This window comes from Agromyces mediolanus (assembly GCF_023715325.1).
GTDB lineage: Bacteria > Actinomycetota > Actinomycetes > Actinomycetales > Microbacteriaceae > Agromyces > Agromyces mediolanus_A.
Genome location: NZ_JAMBNX010000015.1, coordinates 29,540 through 48,637, shown reverse-complemented (window position 1 = coordinate 48,637; position 19,098 = coordinate 29,540). Strand labels below are relative to the sequence as shown.

Sequence of the window (19,098 nt, the reverse complement as noted above, 5' to 3'; positions counted from 1 at the left end):
CCCTAGCGACGGATGCCTCGAGCGGCATCCGTCGCTAGGGTGAGGGCAGGCGGCAGCGCCCGCCGGCACGCCACGTGAGGAGAGCGCATGACAGGCGGCATCCCCATCGAGGTCTCGGGACTCGGCAAGCGGTTCGGCCAGGTCGCGGCGGTCGACGATCTGAGCTTCACGGTGCGCCCGGGCGTGGTGACCGGGTTCCTCGGTCCGAACGGCGCGGGCAAGACGACGACGCTGCGCATGCTGCTCGGCCTCGTCCGCGCCGACTCCGGTACGGCGACCTTCGGTGGCACGCCGTACGCGAAGCTCGAACGCCCGCTCGAGACCGTGGGCGCCGCCCTCGACGCGAGCTTCCACCCCGGACGCACGGGCCGCGACCACCTACGCGTCTACGCGACCGCCGCCGGGCTGCCCCGCCAGCGCGTCGACACGGTGCTCGAGCAGGTCGGCATGAGCGACTACGCCGGGCGGCGCGTCGGCGGCTACTCGCTCGGCATGCGGCAGCGGCTCTCGCTCGCGACCGCCCTCCTCGGCGACCCGGGCGTGCTGGTGCTCGACGAGCCGATCAACGGGCTCGACCCGGAGGGGATCCGCTGGATCCGCGGCTTCCTGCAGCGGCTCGCAGCCGAAGGCCGCACGGTGCTGATCAGCTCGCACCTGCTGAGCGAGGTGCAGCAGTCGGTCGACGAGGTCGTCATCATCGCCCGCGGCAAGCTCATGCGCACGGGCACGCTCGCGAGCCTCGAGCTCGACCGGGCACCGCGCACCATCGTCGATTCGCCGGACCGCCCAGCCCTCGCCGCCGCGCTGGTCGCCGCCGGACTCGCCTACGCGGAGGGTCGCAACGGGTTCATCGTCGACGAACCGGAACCGGGACGGGTGGGCCGCGCCGCATTCGTCGGCGGGGTGGAGCTTTCGGAGCTGCACCGCATGAAGTCCGAGCTCGAGGATGCCTTCCTCGCGCTCGTCGGCGAGGGCGAGGGGTGAGCGGCATGCGCGTACTGGCATCCGAGTTCCTGAAGGTGACGACCACCCGCATGTGGTGGCTGCTCGCCATCATCATGTTCGCCTACCTGGCGTTCATCGCCGGCGGGCTGGCGGCGCTGTTCGGCTTCACGATCGCGAACCCCGACGTCGCCGCCTCGACGGGCACGGAGGCGCCCCCGCTCGGCGACATGCCGCTCGCGCCGCTCGTCTACAGCTTCGCGACCTCGCTCGGCTACGTCTTCGCCGTGATCATCGGCGTGCTCGCGGTGACGGGCGAGTTCCGGCACCGCACCCTCACGGCCACCTTCCTCGCGACGCCGCAGCGCACCACCGTCCTCGGGGCGAAGCTCTTCGCCCAGCTGCCGATCGGCGCCGGCTTCGGCGTGATCGCGTTCCTCGCCACCGTCGGCGCGGGTGCCGCGATGCTCGCCGTGTTCGGGCTCGACCCGATGCTCGACCAGAGCGACACCTGGGCGATGATCGGTCGCGGCATCCTGGCGATGGCGCTGTGGGCGGCGATCGGCGCGGCCCTCGGCGCGGTCGTGCCGAACCAGGTCGCGGCGATCGTCATCGTGCTGGCGTTCACCCAGTTCGTGGAGCCGCTGCTGCGCCTCGCGGCCTCCTTCTCGGACGCGACGGCCGCGGTCGGCAAGTTCCTGCCCGGATCGGCGAGCGACGCGCTCGTCGGCGCCTCGTTCTACGCGCTGGCGACGCCGGGCGGTGCGGCCGAGATGCTTCTCTGGTGGCAGGGCGCCCTCGTGCTGCTCGGCATCGCCGTCGTGCTCGCCGCGATCGGCGCGGCCACGAGCTGGCGCCGCGACGTCTCCTGACGCCCGCCCCTGCCCCGCCCGGCTTTTGCCCGGCTCTGACCCGCCGTTCGGGCGGGGCGGGGGTCAGCCGAAGAGCGTGCGCCAGAGGATGGAGCCGACGGCGATGAGCCCGGCGATGCCGAGCGCCCCGGCGACGGTGACGGCGAGGAGGGCGCCGATCGCGGTGCGACGACTGCGCCGCGCGACCGAGGGCAGCGGAGCGGACGCGTCGCGCGTCGGGCCGGGGCCTTCGCCGAGGTCCGGGATCGGCATCCGGAGCGGCTCGCCAGTGCGGGCCCGGTAGCGGTCGAGCACGCCGACGCCGGGTCCCTGCTCGGCGGTGCGCAGCACCTCCTCCGGCACTGGGGCGGGAGCGGGCTCGCGTCGGCGGCGACGGCGCTTGGGTGCGTTCAGCACCGGTTCGGCGGGGCGCGCGACCTGCTCGGCCGCGGTGCCCGGTCGGCCCTCCGCCGCAGGCTCCGCCTCCTGTCCGCGCTCGGCCGAGGCACCTCGATCGACGACCCGGGTCTCGTCGAACTCACCGCCGTCGTCGAGGCCGTCGCCGAGCCCGTCGCCGAGGCCGTTCCCGGCACCGTTCCCGGCACCGTTCCCGCCACTGCCCCCGACACCGGCGCTGCGGTCGACGACGATGGTCGCCTCCTCGGGGCGGTCGGCCGTGTCGGCCTCCGCGGGGTCCCAGTCCGGGTCGACGTCGAGCGAAGCACGCGCGATGCGTTCGGCCGTGCGCTCGACGATGACCGTCGCGTCCTCGACGTCGTCGTGCGCCGCTTCGCGGGGGTCGTGCTCCTCGGTCACGACGCCGCCCGACGGACCGGGATCGTCGTGTGGTCGTCGGCGGGTTCGCCGTCGGCGGCCGGGCGGATCGAGGTGGTGCCGTCGCCCAGCTCTTCGATCCCGCCGGAGATGACATCGACGACGACGACCGTGATGTTGTCGCGACCGCCCGCCTGGCGGGCGCGCTGCACGAGCGCCTGCGCGGCGGACTCCGGGCGTCCGCTCATGGTGAGGGTCGCCCGGATGCCTTCGTCGCTCACCTCGGCGGTGAGACCGTCGGAGCAGAGCAGCAGGCGCTCGCCGTTCACCACGGGGAGCAGCCAGCTGTCCGCGGTGCTGTCGGGCGCGCCGATCGCCCGGGTGATGACGTTGCGCCGGTCGAAGCTCGCCAAATCCTCCCGGCGCATGGCCCCGCGGTCGATGAGCTCCTGGCCCAGCGAGTGGTCGACGGTGAGCTGCTCGAGCTCGGTGCCGTGGTGCCGGTAGACCCGCGAGTCGCCGACGTTGAAGACGAGCCAGGCGGGTTCGCCCTCGTCCTCGATGAGGACGACGCCCGTCACGGTGCTGCCCGCACCGCGGTCGGTCTCCGCGGCGACCTTCGCGACCTCGTCGCCGGCGGCGGTGAGCGCATCGCGGACCGCGCCGACCGTCGCGAACTTCAGCCCGACGACGTGCCGGCGGAACGCCTGCACGACCGCCGCGCTCGCCCGGTCGCCCGCCTCGTAGCCGCCCATCCCGTCGGCGACGAGATAGACGGGCCACTCCGCGAGCGCGGAGTCCTCGTTGGCGCGTCGGACCAGTCCGACGTCGCTGGAGACGGCGGACGCGACCGTGACGCCCTGGGGGTCGGTCATACGGGGCCGGTCCTCTCGGACTCGCCGCGGAGGATCCGGAGGCCCAGCGTGCCGAGGACGAGCCGTTCGACCACCGGCGTGGGCACCCCGGGGTCGATCAGCTGCTCCTCGCCGAAGCGGTCGGGCACGAGCACCCCGTTCGTGGAGCCGAGGTCGACGACCGTCCATTGCTCGCCGTCCCGGCGCAGCTCGGCGTGCGTCTTCGAGAGCGTGCGGCTGGAGTCGGGCACGACGAGCCGCTGCTCGCCGTCGCCGACCTGGCGCGGGTTCCGACCGAGCACCACGAGTGCGGCGTCGAGCGGCAGCCGAGCGCCCTCGTCCGTGACGAGGATCCAGGTGATCCGGGGGCGGCGCTCGACGACGACGGTGCGGTCGATCGGGTCTTCCTCGGCCGGGGCGACCATGATGGTGGCCGCGTCGGCGATGTCGTCGTCGGCCGGCGAGCTGAAGGCGGGCTCCGCCCGGGCGGATGCCGCGAACGCCGAGGCCGCGCCCGCGAACATCGACGCCGAGTCGGCGAAGGCCGAGGCCGACTCGACGAACGCCGGGCCGGGCGGCATCGGCTCGATCCGGTTCGGGTCACCGGGCTCGCTCGGGGCCGCGGCCGGCACGGGCGCACCGGCGGGCGCCGCCTGTGCAGTGGCGGGGGCCGGCGGCGCGGCCGGCGGCAGCACCGGACCCGTCGTCGGCGCGGGCGGCGGCGCGAAGGCCGGCGCCGCGGCCGGCTGCGCGGGCTGGCCCGGCGCCGACTGGCCCGGCTGCGCGGGCTGGCCCGGCTGGCCCGGCGCCGACGGGTGCGCCGGAGCCGGCGGCAGCGTGCCCCCGGCCGGCGGAGCGACCGGCGGCACGGCGAAGCTCGGCGGCACGATGGGCGCCGCGGCGGGCGCCGCCGGCGCCGGGCGGGCCGTCGCGGGCGCAGGAGCGGAGAACGGTGCGGGAGCCGCCTGCCCGGGCGAGCCGGTGTGCAGCTGACCACCGGCCGCGAACGGCTCCTGCGAGGGCAGGAACGCGGAGCCCTGCGGCGCGACGGGCGGGATGACGCCGGGCTGACCTGCGGCGAGCGGCCCCTGCGCGACGGGCGACGGGCCGGTGCTCGTGCCGAAGGGCTTCGGCAGGCGGCCGCGCTCCGGATCGGGCGCGGCACCGAGCGCGAGCATCGTCGCCCAGACCGGGGGCAGCAGGATGCCGACGACGGTCGTGCCGACGCCGCGCCAGCACTGCGTCGTGACCCGGTGCACGGCGAGGATGCGGAAGTACAGCCCGACGAGCTGGACGATCGGCACGTACAGGAGGATGGCCGCCCACTTGGGCTGGCCGCCGAGGCCGAAGAGCTGCATCTCGTTGTAGACCGGCACCCACGCCGACCACGCGGGCAAGCCGAACTTCTGGAAGACCCGCGCGAGCATCGCCGCGTACCAGACGTAGAGCCCGAGGGCGACGAGGAACCAGACGAGCGTCATCACGAGCATGACGACAGCGAACTGCTGGGAATCGGCGGGGGTCATCTGGCGGGCTCCTCCGTGAGAACACGTGCGGGTCGGATTGTACGCAGGAATGACGCGAACGACAGCATCACGCCGAGGCGGCGAGGGGCGCCGTCACGTCGGCGGAGGGCCGCGGTCTCCTGGTCGACGATGGCCCACGCGGCATCCGCGTCGGCCGGACTCGGCGGGTCTCCCGCGAAGACGGCGCGCTCGACCAGCCCGGCGAGCGCCTCGGCGGCCGGCCGGCCGCTGGCCCGGGCGGTCGCGGCGCGGGTGCCGGACTCCCCCGCGAGGACGCCCTCGTCGACGTAGCGGTCGACGAGCTCGTCCCAGGCGCCGACGATCCGCACCTCGGGTGCGGCCTCACGGCGCCGACCGGCGCGCCGCCAGCGCTTCGCCGCCAGCAGCACCAGCACCGGCAGCAGCAGGCAGAGCAGTGCGGCCAGGCCGAGGCCCGTCCACTTGAGCACGGCGAAGAGCAGCGACAGATCCGGCCCGGTCTCCTCGACGGGGGCCGCCTCGGCCTCGCTCGCGTCGCTCTGCGCGGGCGGCGGGTCGAGCGTGTCGGTGTCTGGGCGCTCGGGGCGGGTGGGGTGCTGCGGCAGCTGCTCGCCCTCCTTGATGAAGCTCGGCGCCACCTCGTGCTGCGGCGTGGCATCCACCGTCGCCCAGTCGCCGTTCGGCGAGCGGACCTCGACCCAGGCGGCGAGCGCGCCGCCGGTGCAGACCTCGGTGCACCGCTCGACGCCGTCGACCTCCTCGGCCCCCGCGAGCCGGAAGCCGAGCACGACCCTCGACTCGTAGCCGAGGGAGCGGGCGACGAGCGCGACGGCGGCGGCGAACTGCTCGTCGTCGCCGACCCCGGCGACGAGCTCGGCGTCGCTCGCCTGCTCCCCGGCGAGGCGCTGCTGATCGACGAGCTGCGTGAAGAGCGCCTCGATCCGGGCCGTCGAGTGCCCGGAGTAGCTCGGCAGGAAGGCGTAGCCGGGCCCCATCCGCTCGATCCAGCCGGCCGCAGCCTCCCCGTCGGTGGCCGCGTGGCTCAGATAGCCGCGCGCTCGGAGCCGATCGACGAGCGTCGCGAGCCCCTCGGCCGATCGCGGCTGCGCCTGCAGCTCGACCCAGGCGGTGAGGGCCGGGTAGCTCTCCTCGTCGATGCCGGATTGCGTCGCTGGGCTGCCGAGCGTCTCGAGGCCGCGCCCGTCGTCGGCCGCGGCGACGACGCGGTACCGGTCACCGGCGACGAGGCCGCGTTCGGCGTCGCGTCCCGTCGACCCCGGGAGGGGGGCGATCGAGATCGACGTCGCCCCGTCGGCCGAGCGGTGGAACCCGTCGGCGAGCGCGACGGCGCGCGCGCCGGAGAAGTCGGGTGCGGCCATCAGTCCGCCCGGCACGGGCACCCAGAGACCGCGATAGCCGTCGCCGACCGTCAGCTCGAACTCGGCATCGCCCGCACCGGCCGCGCGCGGCAGCCGGGTGAATCGGGTGGCGGGGTCGTCGGGGTCGGCGGCGACCTGGAACGTCTCGCCGTCGAAGTCGTCGAGGGTCGCGATGCGTACCCGCTCCACCCCGTCGGTGTCCCCGTCGAGCTCGAGCCAGGTCTCGTCGATCCCGTCGCCGGCGAAGGCGGACCGGTAGGCGGACAGCGGCGACGGCGCCTGACGCACGGCGAGCTCCGGCTCGACCTGGTCGCGGAGCGCGCTCCGGTCGGCCAGCTCCGCCGCGGCCGGCGCGACGGCGGCCCCCGCGAGGAGCGCGACGGCGATCAGCCCGGCGGCGACCGCACGGCGCCGGATCGCGACCCAGCCGGAGAGGCCGGCCCGCTGCACGGTGCCCGCGGTCGCCCGTTGCAGGGCGATGCGGCGAGCGGAGCGGGAGCGCAGCAGCAGCCAGCCGACGGCGGCGAGGAGGCCGCCGACGCCGACGAGGAGCTCGCGGGGGGCCGGCACCTGCACGGCGCCGAGCACGATCGGGGCGCTCAGCGCGCTCGAGCCGAAGACGATGCCGAACGCCGTCATGCCGAGGCCGACGAGCACGGCGAGCGGCGACCAGCCGCGGTCGGGCAGCACGAGCAGGCCACCGAACAGGGAGCCGAGCAGCACGACGACGAGGAACGGCACGAGCACCGCCTGGTACTCGCCGAGCGGCAGCGCGAGGGTGAGCAGTTGCTTCCAGCCGACGATCACGCCGACGAAGCCGTCGCGGACGCCCTCCACCATCCGCATCGGGCTGCCGAGCGCCGACGGGATCGCCACGGGGACGACGACGAGCGCGTAGCCGACGACGGCGAAGGCCGCGACGAGCAGCGCGCCGACGAGCCCGCGCCAGCGCAGCAGCCGCGCCACGACCGCGAGGCCGAGGCCGAGCACGAGGCCCACGGCGGCGACGAGGAGCATGCGCGGCGAGGCGTACACCGGCCACGCCGCCACCGTCGCGAGGACGACCGCGACGACGACGTAGCCGAGCCCGAGCAGGCTCCGCTCGTCGAGGGGCGACGGCCCGCGCTCGGGCCGGTCGACCCGGCGACCGCGTGCCGGCGCGGCATCCTGCGCGCTCATCGCGCCGCCCCTCTCGCGAGCAGTTGGCCGAGGTCGTCGAGCTCGGCGACGGTGAGCACCGCGAGCTCGCGCGAGCGGCGGAGTCCCGGCTCGGTGCCGGGCTCGCAGCGCACCGCGACGACGGCGATGCCGGGCGGGAGGGCGACGGCCGCGCGGCGCAGCCGCGTGGTCGGCACCTCGGCGCCGGTCACCAGGTAGGCGATCGACAGGTCGGCGAAGGATCGGGCGACGAGCGCGGCGAGCGATTCGAGACGGATGACCCGGGCGTCGAGCCCGTCGGCGGAGCCGGCCTCGATCGCGGAGGTGGCGTCGAGCAGCACCCGCGGGGAGACCGTCGGCAGGGAGCGCATCGCCTGCACGCTGCCGCGGTCGGCGGGGTCGAGCTCGGCGCTCACGCCCACGAGGACGTCGCGGCCCTCGCGGACGCCCTGCACGCCGAGCGAGGCCGCGGCGCTGACGGCCAGCTCGAACTCGTCCTCGTCGCGGTAGCCGTCGAGGTCGAGGTCGAGGAGCACGGCGATGCGGGCGTGCCGCGACTCCTCGTACTGGCGCACCATGAGGGTGCCGGTGCGAGCGGTCGCCTTCCAGTGGATGTGCCGCTGCGAGTCACCGGGCGCGTACTCCCGCACGGCGTGGAAGGAGAGGTCGGCGTCGACCAACTGACTCGACGGGGCGCCCTCGAGGTCGCGGATGAGCCCGGCGCTCGATGGCGGCAGCTGCGTCGTGACCGGGTGCACGTAGACGCGCTGCACCTCGGGCCAGCTGAGCTCGCGGCGGAGGATGCGAAGCGGGTCGCCGCGCGAGACCGTCATCGGGCCGACGTCGATGACGCCGCGGCGCTGGGCCGCGATGACGAGCTCTTCGTGGTGGTGCGCCCCCGCGCGCAGCAGGGGCACGTGCGCCTCGACGAGCCCGCGGCCGACCGGCAGGTCGACGACGCCGGGCAGCGCGAGCCGGCGGCCCTCGTTCACGAGGTCGAGGCCGCCACGGATCTCGGAGCCGGCGACCACCCGGTCGCGGTCGAGCTCGAGCCGCACCCGGTAGTCGTGCGCGCCGAGCAGGAACGGCACGCAGGCGAGCAGCAGCACGCCGGCGATCGCCGCGACGACCCACGCCTCCATCCAGCCGAACGCCCAGCCCGCGGCGACCCCGGCGACGGTGAGCGCGGCGAGCAGGACGCCGGCGGGCGACACCGTCTCGCGCACCCAGCGCACCGCCCGGCCCGCGGCATCCGCCGCGCGCCGCCAGCCGCGACGCAACCGCACCGCGCCACCCGTGATGCCGCCGAGACGGGTCGCCGAACGACGCGTGACGCTGGCGCCGCGCGTCGAGGTGACGGTGTCGTGGCCCGCGGGTTCGCGGAGCAGGCGTTCGGGTGCGCTCACGCCACCCCGTTCTCCCTCGGCGCGGGCACGTCGAGCAGGATCTGGTTGACGACCGCGTTCTGGGTGACGCCGTCGAACTCCGCCTCGGGCTCGAGCACCAGGCGGTGGGCGAGCGCGGCGACGGCGAGCTCGCGCACGTCGTCGGGGGTCGCGTAACTGCGACCCGCCGCGGCCGCCCAGGTCATCGCGAGGCGGGAGAGCGCGATCGCGCCGCGGACGCTCACGCCGAGGCGCACCTCGGAGGCGCGACGGGTCGCGTCGACGAGCCGCATGATGTAGTCCGAGACGAGCGGGTTCACGTAGACGCTCCGGGAGAGCTCCGTCATGGCGACGATCGTGTCGGTGCCGACGATGGCCTCGAGCTCACCCTTCGGCGTGCCGACGCCCTGCAGGATGCGCATCGTCGCCGCCTCGTCGGGGTAGCCGATCGAGGTCTTGATCGCGAAGCGGTCGAGCTGCGCCTCCGGCAGGCGGTAGGTGCCGCCCTGCTCGATCGGGTTCTGCGTGGCGAGCACGAGGAAGGGGGTGCCGACCGGGCGGGTGACGCCGTCGATCGTGACCTGCCCCTCCTCCATCACCTCGAGCAGCGCCGACTGGGTCTTCGGGCTCGCCCGGTTGATCTCGTCGGCGAGCACGATGTTCGCGAACACCGGCCCGGCGTGGAATTCGAACTCGCCGGACTTCTGGTCGAACACGGTGATGCCGGTGACGTCGCCGGGCAGCAGGTCGGGCGTGAACTGGATGCGCGAGCTGGTGCCGTGGATCGACTGCCCGATGGCCCGCGCGAGCGCGGTCTTGCCGGTGCCGGGGGCATCCTCGAGCAGCACGTGCCCGCCGGAGACCGCGGTCGCGAGCACGAGCTCGATCACGTGCCGTTTGCCGAGCAGCGCCTGTTCGACGTTGTCGGCGATGAGCCCGAACGTCTCGTGGAACCAGGCGGCCTGTTCCGGGGCGATGGTCATCGGTGGTCCTCTCGGCGGGGATCGGTGCTGGGGAAGGCGGTGCGGCGGATGCCCAGACGGCGGATGCCTGGTCGCGACGCGGTGTGGCGGGTCATCCACCCGCTCCCGGACCGCTCGGCGGGTCGGGGACGGGCCCCGGGTCGGGCGCCGCGCAGACGTCGATGTCGCGGGTGATGTCGGTGAGGGCGCCGTAGGCCCCGGTGAAGCCGATCACGACGCGGGCGGTGGTCGGCGAGTTCGCGGCGTCCCGGGTCCAGCTGCGCACGACGGCCGAACCGGCGCCGGCACTCGTGACGGTGACCCCCGCCTCGGCGAGCGAGACGTTGGACTCGTTCGGCGGGACCGCCACGCAGGAGCCGCTGAAGTCGACCGAGACGGGCGCGGGCGCGGTGTTCGCCGAGATCTCGATCTGGTTCGAGCAGTACAGCCCGCCCCAGGTGTTGTGGCACTGCCGGGCGTAGACCTGCCCGGGGTTCGACGCGTCGTTCACGGCCGCGCCGAAGTCGGTGGTCCAGTTCGTGCTGTTCGAGGAGTATTCGACGTGGAAGTCCTCGATCGCGGCGAGGCTCGGGCCGGTCACGCCGTAGCGGTAGCTGCGGCCGTTCGGGTCGGGTGTCGTCGCCACGGTGTAGCTGGCGTCGCCGGTCGGGGTGTCGGCGCTCGTGTAGACGCGCACCTCGCCGACGCTCGAGGCGACGACGCCGAAGCCGTTCGAGCCGCAGGCCTTGATCAGGTAGCGCTTGCGCTCGTCGAGGCCGTCGATGTCGGGCGAGGTGGAGACCTTCGCCGAGCCGGCGCTGTACGTGAGCGCACCGCTGCCGTCGGCCGAGCACTGCGGCTCGCTGCCCGAGCGCCACGCGAAGTAGACCATCTCGCCCGGCTTGGCGCTGTGGTTCTGCTGCAGCCCCACACCCGAGATGCGGATGGAGGAGTTCGTCGTCGCCGTGGCCGTGATGCCGTTCGGATCGAAGTACGGCGCTCCGGCGACCGTCACAGGCGTCGCGGTCTGCCCGCCCTCGTTGTTGCCGCGCCCGGTCGGCGGCGTGTACACGCTGATCGGTACGAGCGTGATCGTCTGCGGGCCGGGAGCGAGCGCGAGGTCGACGGTGGTCTCCGTGCCCGTGCGTTCGATCGTCTGCCCGGTCTCCTGCACGCGGAAGGAGCGCGCGTCGGCGTCGGCCGTGATCGTGAGCTGGACGACGCCGGTGCCCTGGGCGGTCGTGCCGGCCCGGTACACCGGGGTCGCGACGACGCCGTCGACGGTCGGTGCCTCGTACGCCCACGCCTCGACGGCGCTCGTCGGGGCGGACGCGCCGACGCCGTTCACGGCCCGTGCCGAGTAGAAGTGCCGTTCGCCGGGCACGAGCCCGCCGACCACGCACTGCCACACGCCGGGGGCGCCCGGCCGGCAGTCGGCGCCCACGGCGCGGCCGCCCTCGAGGATCTCGACGCCCGTCACCGCCGGGTGCGCCCGCAGCGCCTCCCCCAGCGACACCTCCATCGTGACCGAGTTCTTCGTGTAGTCGGCGGTCGCGATCGAGGCCGGCGCCTGCGGCAGGCCGAGCAGGTCGACGGTCACCCGCCCCTCGCCGGTGCGGCCCTGGGCGTCGGTGACCGTGAACGGCACGACGCACTCGCCGCCGTACGCGTTCTGGCCGCTGGGCCAGGTCACGGAGATCGCGGTGTCGCCCTGCATGCCGATGCCGGCGACCGGGCACGAGGTCGAGCCGATCGAGCGGAGCTTCAGGCCCGAGCCGGTCTTGCCGGCGAAGGGGTCGTACTCGCCCGAGACGCCGACGACGGGGATCGAGCAGGAGCTGCCCTGGTCGACCGAGCACTGCTTCGTGAACACGGCGCCGCGCGGCTGGTCGGCCGGGGCCTGCCCGACGACGAGGGTGATCGCCGAGGTCAGCCCGCCGAAGGCGCTCACGCCGATCGTGACGGTCTCGCGGGTGCCGGGTCGGGCATCCGCCCGGGCCTCCGCCGTGACCTTCGTGCCGTCCTGCGTGACGGTGAACGCGCTGCCCTGATACGTCACGGCGTAGTCGAGCTTGCTGCGGTCGCCCTCGCGGCCGCCCTCCCAGCTCGTCATCTCGTCGTAGAGGCGCACGGTCTCGCTCGCACCGGGGGCGACGGTGCGCGACACGGCGGAGAGGATGGCCTGCGGGTCCTTCGGGATGACCGAGACGGGCACCGCGACCTGCGACCATTCGCGCTGCCCGGGCAGTCGCACGCCGACGAGGCAGAGATCCGACCAGGGGGCGCCGGCACCGGCGCGGTACTCGACGCTCGTGCCGCCGGCCGGGGCGCAGCTCGCCGCCTTGCGCTGAACCGGGTACTCGCCGCCGGCGGCGAGCTCGACGGAGTCGCCCGAGGCGAGGTCGAGGAGCTTCGCGACGTCGAAGGTCTTCGACGCCTCCTCCTTCACCTCGACGGGGCTGACGTCGGCGCGCAGCTGGACGCGCAGCTCGTCGGCGGCGGGCACGATCAGGAAGCCGAAGGCCTCGACCTCGCCGCCGGCCGTGTTCTTGCCGCTCAGTCGGAACGGCACGAGGGCGCCGTCTTCCGGCAGCGGGCCGCGGATGCGCTGCCCCTCGACCGAGTACCCGGCGGCCGCCGCAGCCTTCCCCCACAGTTCGAGCTTCAGCGAGCGGGCGTCGCCGGAGGCCCAGACGACGCGTCCGCTGACGACGTCGAGGCCGCGCTGCTCCAGCTCGAGCCGGGAGCGCGCGGTGACGACCGTGTCGTTGACCAGGGGCACGTCGGTCGACGCGGCCTCGGTGACGTTCACCACGATGAGGCCCTCGGCGGTCGAGGAGGTGCGCTCCGAGGCGACGGTGTAGCGGTAGGAGTTCGTGCCGACGACGTCGCCCGCGCGGAGCACCACCCGGCGGTCGCCGAGCGACGTCCGGTCATCGATGAGCGCGAGCAGCCGCTGGTACTCGGGCGTGCCCTCCGGCGCGTTCGGCACGAGCTTCACGAGCCGCAGCGCGCCCTGCGCGGGGTCGAGGTCGTTGCCGGCCGGGTCGACGGTCACCGGCGAATCGGAGGAGCGCTGCACGCGCACGTAGTCGCTGAACGTCACGGGCGCCGCGTCGCTCACCGCGGCGGTCAGCACGCCCACGCGCACGGCCGCGCTGCCGGTGGCGCCCGAGGCATCCCGCACCGTGTACTCGAAGTTCGGCTGGGTGTCGCCGGTGCCGTCGGCCGGAGCGGTGTAGACGATGGCGTCGCCCTCGGCGGAGATGGTCGCGACGCCGAGGCCCTTGCCCGGCTGCGTGACCGAGGTGAGCACGGTGCGGTCGCCGTCGGGGTCCATGCCCGCCGCGGGGACCGGGATCGACACGCTCTGCCCGCTCAGCACGCGGGCGACGAGCGAGCGCGGCTGGGGTGCGCGATTCGCGCCGTCGGGCAGCACCGTGACGGTCACCGTGGAGTGGTCGAGCCGGTCGGGCGCCTGCTCGAGGCCGACGGCGTAGCCGAGTTCGTAGGTGCCGGGGGTCTTGGGCGCCAGGTAGCGGATGCTGCTGCCGGACGCGAAGACGAGCTCGCCCTCGGTGCCGGAGCCGGTGACCTCCGGGTGCACGACGAGCCGCTCGGCCCGGGGGCTGACGTCGTTCGCGGTCACGGGGATGCTGACCAGTTCGCCCGCGCGCATCGTCACGGTGTCGGGCATGGCGATCGGGCTGAGCCCGGCCGTGCGGGCGACGAGGAAGACGCTGAGGTCGCCGACGGCCGTGCCGCCCGCGCCGTCCGACACCGTGACCCGGGCCCGGCCGACGAGCCCGGGCTGCCCGTCGGTCGTCGCGCCGGCGACGCGCACCTGCGACTGCCCGACGAGCCCGATGTTCAGCTCGGGCGAGACGGAGACGGCCTCGGTGACCATGAGCACGCGGCCACCCGTGTTCTGCACGGCGCCGAGCACGTCGACCATGGTGTCCTCGCCCTGCCGGACGAAGGCGGTCATGGGCGCGATCGCGATGGGCGCCCCCGGCGGGGCGACGGTGACCCGGATGGTCGCGGCCTGCTCGGCCCGCGTCACGAGGTCCTGCACGGTGAAGGTGGCGGTGTACGCGCCGGGCTCGGCGGCGCGCAGCTCGACCTGGCCCGCGGCGGCGTTCGGCACGACCTCGAGGCCGGCCCCCTGGGCCGAGGCCGTCGGCACGGCGTCGAGGAGCCGCAGCGACCCCGAGCCGCCCGAAGCGTGGTCGGCGATCGAGACGATCGCGGTGCGGCCGGCGCCCGCCGTGACCGCGACCGGGGCGACGTCGAGACCCGCGCTCGAGGTGACCCGCACGTCGAGGGTGGCCTCGGCGCTCGCGCCGTGCACGTCGGCGACGGTGATCTTCACCGGCACGGTCGTGCCGGCGGCGTTCGGGTCGGTGTGGCGGATGGCGACGCGGCCGTTGCCCATCGGCACGACCGTGACCGGGGCCGCCGGGTCGAGCGGTTCGGCACCGGCGAGCACGAAGGCGTCGCCCTCCGGGTCGACCCACCCGGACAGCACGTCGACGATCGCCGTGCCGCCGGGCATCAACTGCGGCGACGGCCACTGCTGCACGCAGGCGTCGACGCCGCACCAGACGGGCGCCGAATTCTGGTCGTCGGGCACGACGGTGAGCGTGACGGTGACCGGCGCGGAGCTCGCCTGCCCGTCGGTGACCGCGTAGCTGAAGGTGGTCGACCCGCTCGTCGCCCGCACCCGCACGGTCGGCGTCTGGTCGTTCGCGACGAGCGAGAGCTCGCCGAAGCCGGGGTCGGCGAGGCCGCCGGACATCGAGGCGCGGTCGACGGTGAGCACGTCCTTCGAGTTCGGGTCGTGGTCGTTCAGCAGCACGGGCAGCTCGACCTGCTGACCCGCGCGCACGCCGAACGAGTCGGCGACCGCGACGGGCGGCTCCTGCCTCGCGAGATCCTCCACCTGCTGCGTGCCGACCTTGTCCTCGACTTCGTCGTCGAGGTCCCACTGCTCGAGCGGGACGAGCCGCCCGTCGGGCAGGGTCCAGAGCAAGCCTCTCGCGGTCTCGTTCAGCACGGCGCGATCGCCGTTCGTGCGCAGCACCGGCGAGAGCGAGGCCGAGGCATCCGTCTCGCCGGCAGGCATGGCCAGGGCGACCGACTCGCCCGTGTCGCTGAACCAGGCGCTGCCGGAGCCGGGCGCGAGCCAGGCGGCGACCACGGTGCCGTCGGCCACGATCGGCCGCGCGGGCGTCCCGGCGTCGGTCGCGACCCGTTCGGGGTCGCCGCCGTCGAGCGGGATGGAGAGCAGGCCGTCGGCGTCGGCCAGATACGCGGTGTCGCCGGAGGCGGCGCTCTGCTGCAGCAGAGCGTCGGCGCCGACCTCGAGCTGCACGGGCGCCCCGCCGTCGACCCAGGCCCGGCCGTCCGCCGCGTCGACGAGCAGCCAGTGCTCTCCGACGACCGCGAGCTGCACTCCGGCGTCGGCCGCGGGCGGCGCCTCGATCGCCGTCGGATCGCCGAAGCGACCGCTCTCGGCGTCGTAGCCGCGCACCGCGCCCTCTCGGGCCGAGTACATGACGAGCTGTCCGTCCGGCGAGATGCCGATGGCGTTCGCGGCGTAGGTCTCGTCGTCGTCGGACGCGCGCTCCTCGCCCGCGAACGGGTCCACGGGCACCGGCTGGTCGCTCTCGACGCGGCCGACGTGCACGGTGCCCGTGTCGGTGCGGTACGCGATCCAGTCGCCGGCCGACTGCACCTCGCGGGTGCCGACAGGGGTCGGCGTGCCGCCCACGCCCTCGCCGCCGACGAGGTCGACCGGATCCGCCGCGTTCACCGGCCAGCGCTGGCCGAGGCCCTGGCTGTAGACCGAGGCGAGGGCGCCGGACTGCACGATGGCGCTGGGGTCGTCGACGTCGCGGACGACGTCGATCTCGGCGAGGTCGGTGTTCACCCGCGCGTACTGGCCGGCGTCGCGGCTCACCCAGACGGCGGTCTCGAGCCGCGGCACCTGCTGCGCCTCGTAGCCGTTCGCGGTGACGGCGAGCGTGACCACGGTCGCGACGGCGGCGACGCCGGCCACGGCGCCGATGATCGCGCCGCGCGAGGGGCGTCGCCCGCTGCGGTCCCGCAGTGCCGCGGCCATCAGAGCACCCCCGCCAGGTTCAGCGCGACCGCGCCCGCGAGGAGGACCCCGAGCCCGGCGCTCACGCCGATGAGCGTCGGCTTCAGCCATCCGTTCCTCGCCGGCGCGGCGGCGAGCCCGCCGTCGTCGACGATACGGCCACGGGGAGTCGCGGCGGCCGCGGTGCGTGCCGCGAGCCGGCCGTCCGGCTTCACCGTCGAGACGACGGGCCCGCGGCTCGAGGCGTCGGCGAAGTCGATCGGGGCGGCCGCGGCCCACTCGGGCGCGGCGACCTCGAGCGTGGTGGGCGTGAGGCCGAGCTCGTACTGGGCCCAGCGCAGCTGTTCGCCGAACTCGTTCATGGACGCGTAGCGGCGCGACGGATCGCGCTGCATCGCGGTCGCCAGCACCGCGTCGATGCGGGGCGGCACGCCGCGCGGGGAGAGCGGCGTGTACCTCGCCGAGAGCACCCGGCGGGACAGCTGGTCGACCGTGTTGCGGGCGCGGTCGGGCAGCTCGAAGGGGCTGTGCCCCGCGAGCAGCGTGTAGAGGGTCGCGCCGAGCCCCCAGATCTCGGAGGCGACGGTGCCGGTCGTCTGCTCGCCGAGCACCTCGGGCGCGCTCCACGGGATCGACATCGCGAACGCCTCGCCCTGCCCGTCGCCGATCGCTGCGGCGATGCCGAAGTCGGCGAGCACGGGGGCGCCGAGCGAGTTCAGCAGCAGGTTGCTCGGTTTGATGTCGCGGTGCAGGAGGCCCGTGCGGTGCGCGGTCTCGAGGGCGCCGGCCATGCGCACCCCGATGTCGAGCACTTCGTCGTAGGGCATCGGCCCGCGCTTGGCCTTCGCGCCGAGCGAGTCCGGGCAGTACTCCATCACAAGGTAGGGGCGGCCGTCTGCGGAGATCGAGGCCTGGTGGATGGTCACGATCGAGGGGTGCGCGCTCAGCCGAGCCATCGCGTCGGCCTCGACGGTGAACGAGCGGCGCGCCTCGGCGTCGACCACGTCGACGAGCAGCACCTTCACGGCGGTGACCCGGCGCGGCAGGTCCTGCTCGTAGAGGAAGACGTCGGCGAAGCCGCCGGTGCCGAGCGGGCGCACGTAGCTGTAGCCCGCGAGCACGGGCGGCGCAGAGGGCAATCGCTTCGCCACGCGGCCCCTCCCTGCCAGCTCGTCATCGGACCGCCGACAGGCGTACCCCGTTCCGTCGTCCGAGTCGGGCGCAGCCGTCGCGGCCCCCGGATCCCGCGGACGCCTGCCTGCGGCGTCCGCGAGTCATCCTAGATGACCCGCGCTCGGGTGACGAACCCGCGGAGCACGACGGACCGGTGAGCGGTGCGCTCGCGCCTATTCGCCGGGGTCGGCCTCGACGTCGGAGGCGGCGGTGACTCGCAGCGAATCGATGAGCTGCGCCGCGTGGTTCGTCGACACGATGAGCCGCGCGAACTCGCCGCCCGAGAGCTCGAGCACGACGGCCTGACGCTTGCCCTTGACGATGACGAAGTCGCTGCCGCCGTGGTACTTCCACACGCCGACCGCGACGACGAGCGGCACCTCGGTGCCCCGGCGACGGATGCCCCGGATCCAGATCCACGGATCGTCGGTGATGATGGCCGAGCGGATGTCGCCCTGCTGCACGACGATGTCGTCACCGCGCAGAGCGAGCGACTTCTCGGCCGGGGTGAGCTGCACCTCGATCCGGTCGCTGTGCACACGGAGCTTCGCCATGCCCTCCATCCTGCCCGATCACCCCTGACAATTCAGGAGCAATCGTGAGATGGGGCCGGCCGGTCGGACCGGGCCGGCTCAGGCGGCGCGGGCGGATGCGGCGGCGCGCGCCGCCGCCGGGAGCGCGTCGAGGATGCGGCCGATCGCCGACTCGTCGTGCGCCGCGGTGACGAACCACGCCTCGAAGACGCTCGGCGGCAGCGAGACTCCGGCGTCGAGCATGGCGTGGAAGAACGGGGCGTAGCGCCACACCTCCTGCCGCTGCACGGTCGCGTAGTCGCGGGCGCCGCCGGCCAGCTCCTCGCCGAAGACGAAGCTGAAGAGGTTGCCGGCGCGCTGCACGGCGTGGGCGACGCCCTCGGCGGCCAGCGCCTCGGACACCGCGGTCGAGATCGTCGCGGCCGCGGCGTCGAGGCGCCGGTAGACCTCGGCGTCGGCGGCGCGGAGGGTGGCGATGCCGGCGGCGACGGCGACGGGGTTCCCGGAGAGCGTGCCGGCCTGGTAGACCGGGCCGAGCGGCGCGAGCTGCTGCATGAGCTCCGCCCGGCCGCCGAGGGCGGCCACCGGCATCCCGCCGCCGATGACCTTGCCGAAGGTCAGCAGGTCGGGCGTGTACGCGGATGCCTCGTCGCGCGACTCGAGGCCCCACCAGCCGGCTGCGGACACCCGGAACCCGGTGAGCACCTCGTCGCTGATGACGAGCGCGCCGTGGGCGTGCGCGAGCTCGACGAGGGCGCGGTTGAAGCCCGGCAGCGGCGGCACGACGCCCATGTTCGCGGCGGAGGCCTCGACGATGACGGCGGCGATGCGCTCGCCGTGCTCGGCGAAGACCGCGGCGAGCGCGTCGAGGTCGTTGTACGGCACGACCAGGGTGAGCGCGGCGATGTCGGCGGGCACGCCCGCGGAGCCGGGCAGCGCGAAGGTCGCGAGCCCCGATCCGGCCGCGGCGAGCAGCCCGTCGGAGTGGCCGTGGTAGTGCCCGGCGAACTTCACGAGGAGGTCGCGGCCGGTGGCGCCGCGGGCGAGACGGATGGCGCTCATCGTCGCCTCGGTGCCGGTGGACACGAGCCGGAGCTGCTCGACGGGCGCGACCCGCCCCTCGACGAGTTCGGCGAGCTCGGTCTCGGCCGGGGTCGAGGAGCCGAAGGAGAGACCGCGGGCGGCGGCGGCCTGCACCGCGTCGACGACGCGCGGATCGGCGTGGCCCAGGACGGCGGGGCCCCAGCCGGCGACGAGGTCGACGTACTCGCGTCCCTCGGCGTCGGTCACGTAGGGCCCGCGGGCGGACACGAGGAACCGCGGGGTGCCGCCGACGGAGCCGAAGGCGCGCACGGGCGAGTTCACCCCGCCGGGGATCGCCGCCTGCGCGCGGGCGAACAGCTCCGCGTTGGTCCCCTGAGCTCGTCGAAGGGCGTCGCTGGTCCCCTGAGCTCCGCTGGTCCCCTGAGCTCCGCTGGT

12 protein-coding genes are annotated in these 19,098 nt (G+C 74.7%); 2 read left to right on the top strand and 10 right to left on the bottom strand.

The genetic code is table 11. The annotated features are described in order from the left end of the window. Nucleotides 1-87 precede the first annotated feature (87 nt). Together M3147_RS18595 and M3147_RS18590 are read left to right on the top strand one after the other, a co-directional pair. Nucleotides 88-984, top strand: coding sequence for an ABC transporter ATP-binding protein (locus M3147_RS18595; RefSeq protein WP_251204907.1), 897 nt, complete (start codon nt 88-90; stop codon nt 982-984). Between the two features lie 5 nt (nt 985-989). Beyond that, on the top strand, nt 990-1,814 hold the full coding sequence (locus tag M3147_RS18590) for an ABC transporter permease (protein WP_251204906.1): 825 nt from the start codon (nt 990-992) through the stop codon (nt 1,812-1,814). Nucleotides 1,815-1,877: 63 nt separating this feature from the next. Here M3147_RS18590 and M3147_RS18585 read toward each other — a convergent pair whose 3' ends face one another. From M3147_RS18585 to hemL, 10 genes are all read right to left on the bottom strand, one after another. After that, nucleotides 1,878-2,609, bottom strand: coding sequence for a hypothetical protein (locus tag M3147_RS18585; protein WP_251204905.1), 732 nt, complete (start codon nt 2,607-2,609; stop codon nt 1,878-1,880). After that, entirely contained in the window at nt 2,606-3,442 is an 837-nt protein-coding gene (locus M3147_RS18580) for a PP2C family protein-serine/threonine phosphatase (protein WP_251204904.1), read from the bottom strand. The genes M3147_RS18585 and M3147_RS18580 overlap by 4 nt, the downstream gene beginning before the upstream one ends. Next, complete coding sequence (locus tag M3147_RS18575) at nt 3,439-4,947, bottom strand: DUF5684 domain-containing protein (RefSeq protein WP_251204903.1); 1,509 nt, start codon at nt 4,945-4,947, stop codon at nt 3,439-3,441. The genes M3147_RS18580 and M3147_RS18575 overlap by 4 nt, the downstream gene beginning before the upstream one ends. Beyond that, nucleotides 4,944-7,484 carry a transglutaminase domain-containing protein gene (locus M3147_RS18570; RefSeq protein WP_251204902.1) on the bottom strand — a complete coding sequence of 847 codons (2,541 nt, stop codon included), beginning with the start codon at nt 7,482-7,484 and terminating at the stop codon, nt 4,944-4,946. Before M3147_RS18570 ends, M3147_RS18575 begins: the two co-directional genes overlap by 4 nt. Further along, nucleotides 7,481-8,869, bottom strand: a complete 1,389-nt coding sequence (locus M3147_RS18565) for a DUF58 domain-containing protein (RefSeq protein WP_251204901.1) — start codon at nt 8,867-8,869, stop codon at nt 7,481-7,483. Before M3147_RS18565 ends, M3147_RS18570 begins: the two co-directional genes overlap by 4 nt. Further along, nucleotides 8,866-9,831, bottom strand: coding sequence for an AAA family ATPase (locus tag M3147_RS18560; RefSeq protein WP_251204900.1), 966 nt, complete (start codon nt 9,829-9,831; stop codon nt 8,866-8,868). The genes M3147_RS18565 and M3147_RS18560 overlap by 4 nt, the downstream gene beginning before the upstream one ends. A 91-nt stretch (nt 9,832-9,922) precedes the next feature. After that, a complete protein-coding gene (locus M3147_RS18555; protein ID WP_251204899.1) occupies nt 9,923-15,934 on the bottom strand; it encodes an Ig-like domain-containing protein in 6,012 nt (2,003 codons plus the stop codon). Further along, entirely contained in the window at nt 15,934-17,064 is a 1,131-nt protein-coding gene (locus M3147_RS18550) for a serine/threonine-protein kinase (protein ID WP_251204898.1), read from the bottom strand. Before M3147_RS18550 ends, M3147_RS18555 begins: the two co-directional genes overlap by 1 nt. Nucleotides 17,065-17,259: 195 nt before the next feature. Then, nucleotides 17,260-17,640: a hypothetical protein gene (locus tag M3147_RS18545; protein ID WP_251204897.1), complete on the bottom strand. Its 381-nt coding sequence runs from the start codon at nt 17,638-17,640 to the stop codon at nt 17,260-17,262. Nucleotides 17,641-17,718: 78 nt separating this feature from the next. Beyond that, complete coding sequence (hemL, locus tag M3147_RS18540; protein ID WP_285874096.1) at nt 17,719-19,020, bottom strand: glutamate-1-semialdehyde 2,1-aminomutase; 1,302 nt, start codon at nt 19,018-19,020, stop codon at nt 17,719-17,721. Nucleotides 19,021-19,098: the final 78 nt, after the last annotated feature.

Excerpts from the sequence above, each read along its gene's own strand:
- M3147_RS18595 (WP_251204907.1), top strand. The coding sequence starts at position 88 with ATGACAGGCGGCATCCCCATCGAGGTCTCGGGACTCGGCAAGCGGTTC.
- M3147_RS18590 (WP_251204906.1), top strand. The coding sequence starts at position 990 with ATGCGCGTACTGGCATCCGAGTTCCTGAAGGTGACGACCACCCGCATG.
- M3147_RS18580 (WP_251204904.1), bottom strand. The coding sequence starts at position 3,442 with ATGACCGACCCCCAGGGCGTCACGGTCGCGTCCGCCGTCTCCAGCGAC.
- M3147_RS18575 (WP_251204903.1), bottom strand. The coding sequence starts at position 4,947 with ATGACCCCCGCCGATTCCCAGCAGTTCGCTGTCGTCATGCTCGTGATG.
- M3147_RS18570 (WP_251204902.1), bottom strand. The coding sequence starts at position 7,484 with ATGAGCGCGCAGGATGCCGCGCCGGCACGCGGTCGCCGGGTCGACCGG.
- M3147_RS18560 (WP_251204900.1), bottom strand. The coding sequence starts at position 9,831 with ATGACCATCGCCCCGGAACAGGCCGCCTGGTTCCACGAGACGTTCGGG.
- M3147_RS18555 (WP_251204899.1), bottom strand. The coding sequence starts at position 15,934 with ATGGCCGCGGCACTGCGGGACCGCAGCGGGCGACGCCCCTCGCGCGGC.
- M3147_RS18545 (WP_251204897.1), bottom strand. The coding sequence starts at position 17,640 with ATGGCGAAGCTCCGTGTGCACAGCGACCGGATCGAGGTGCAGCTCACC.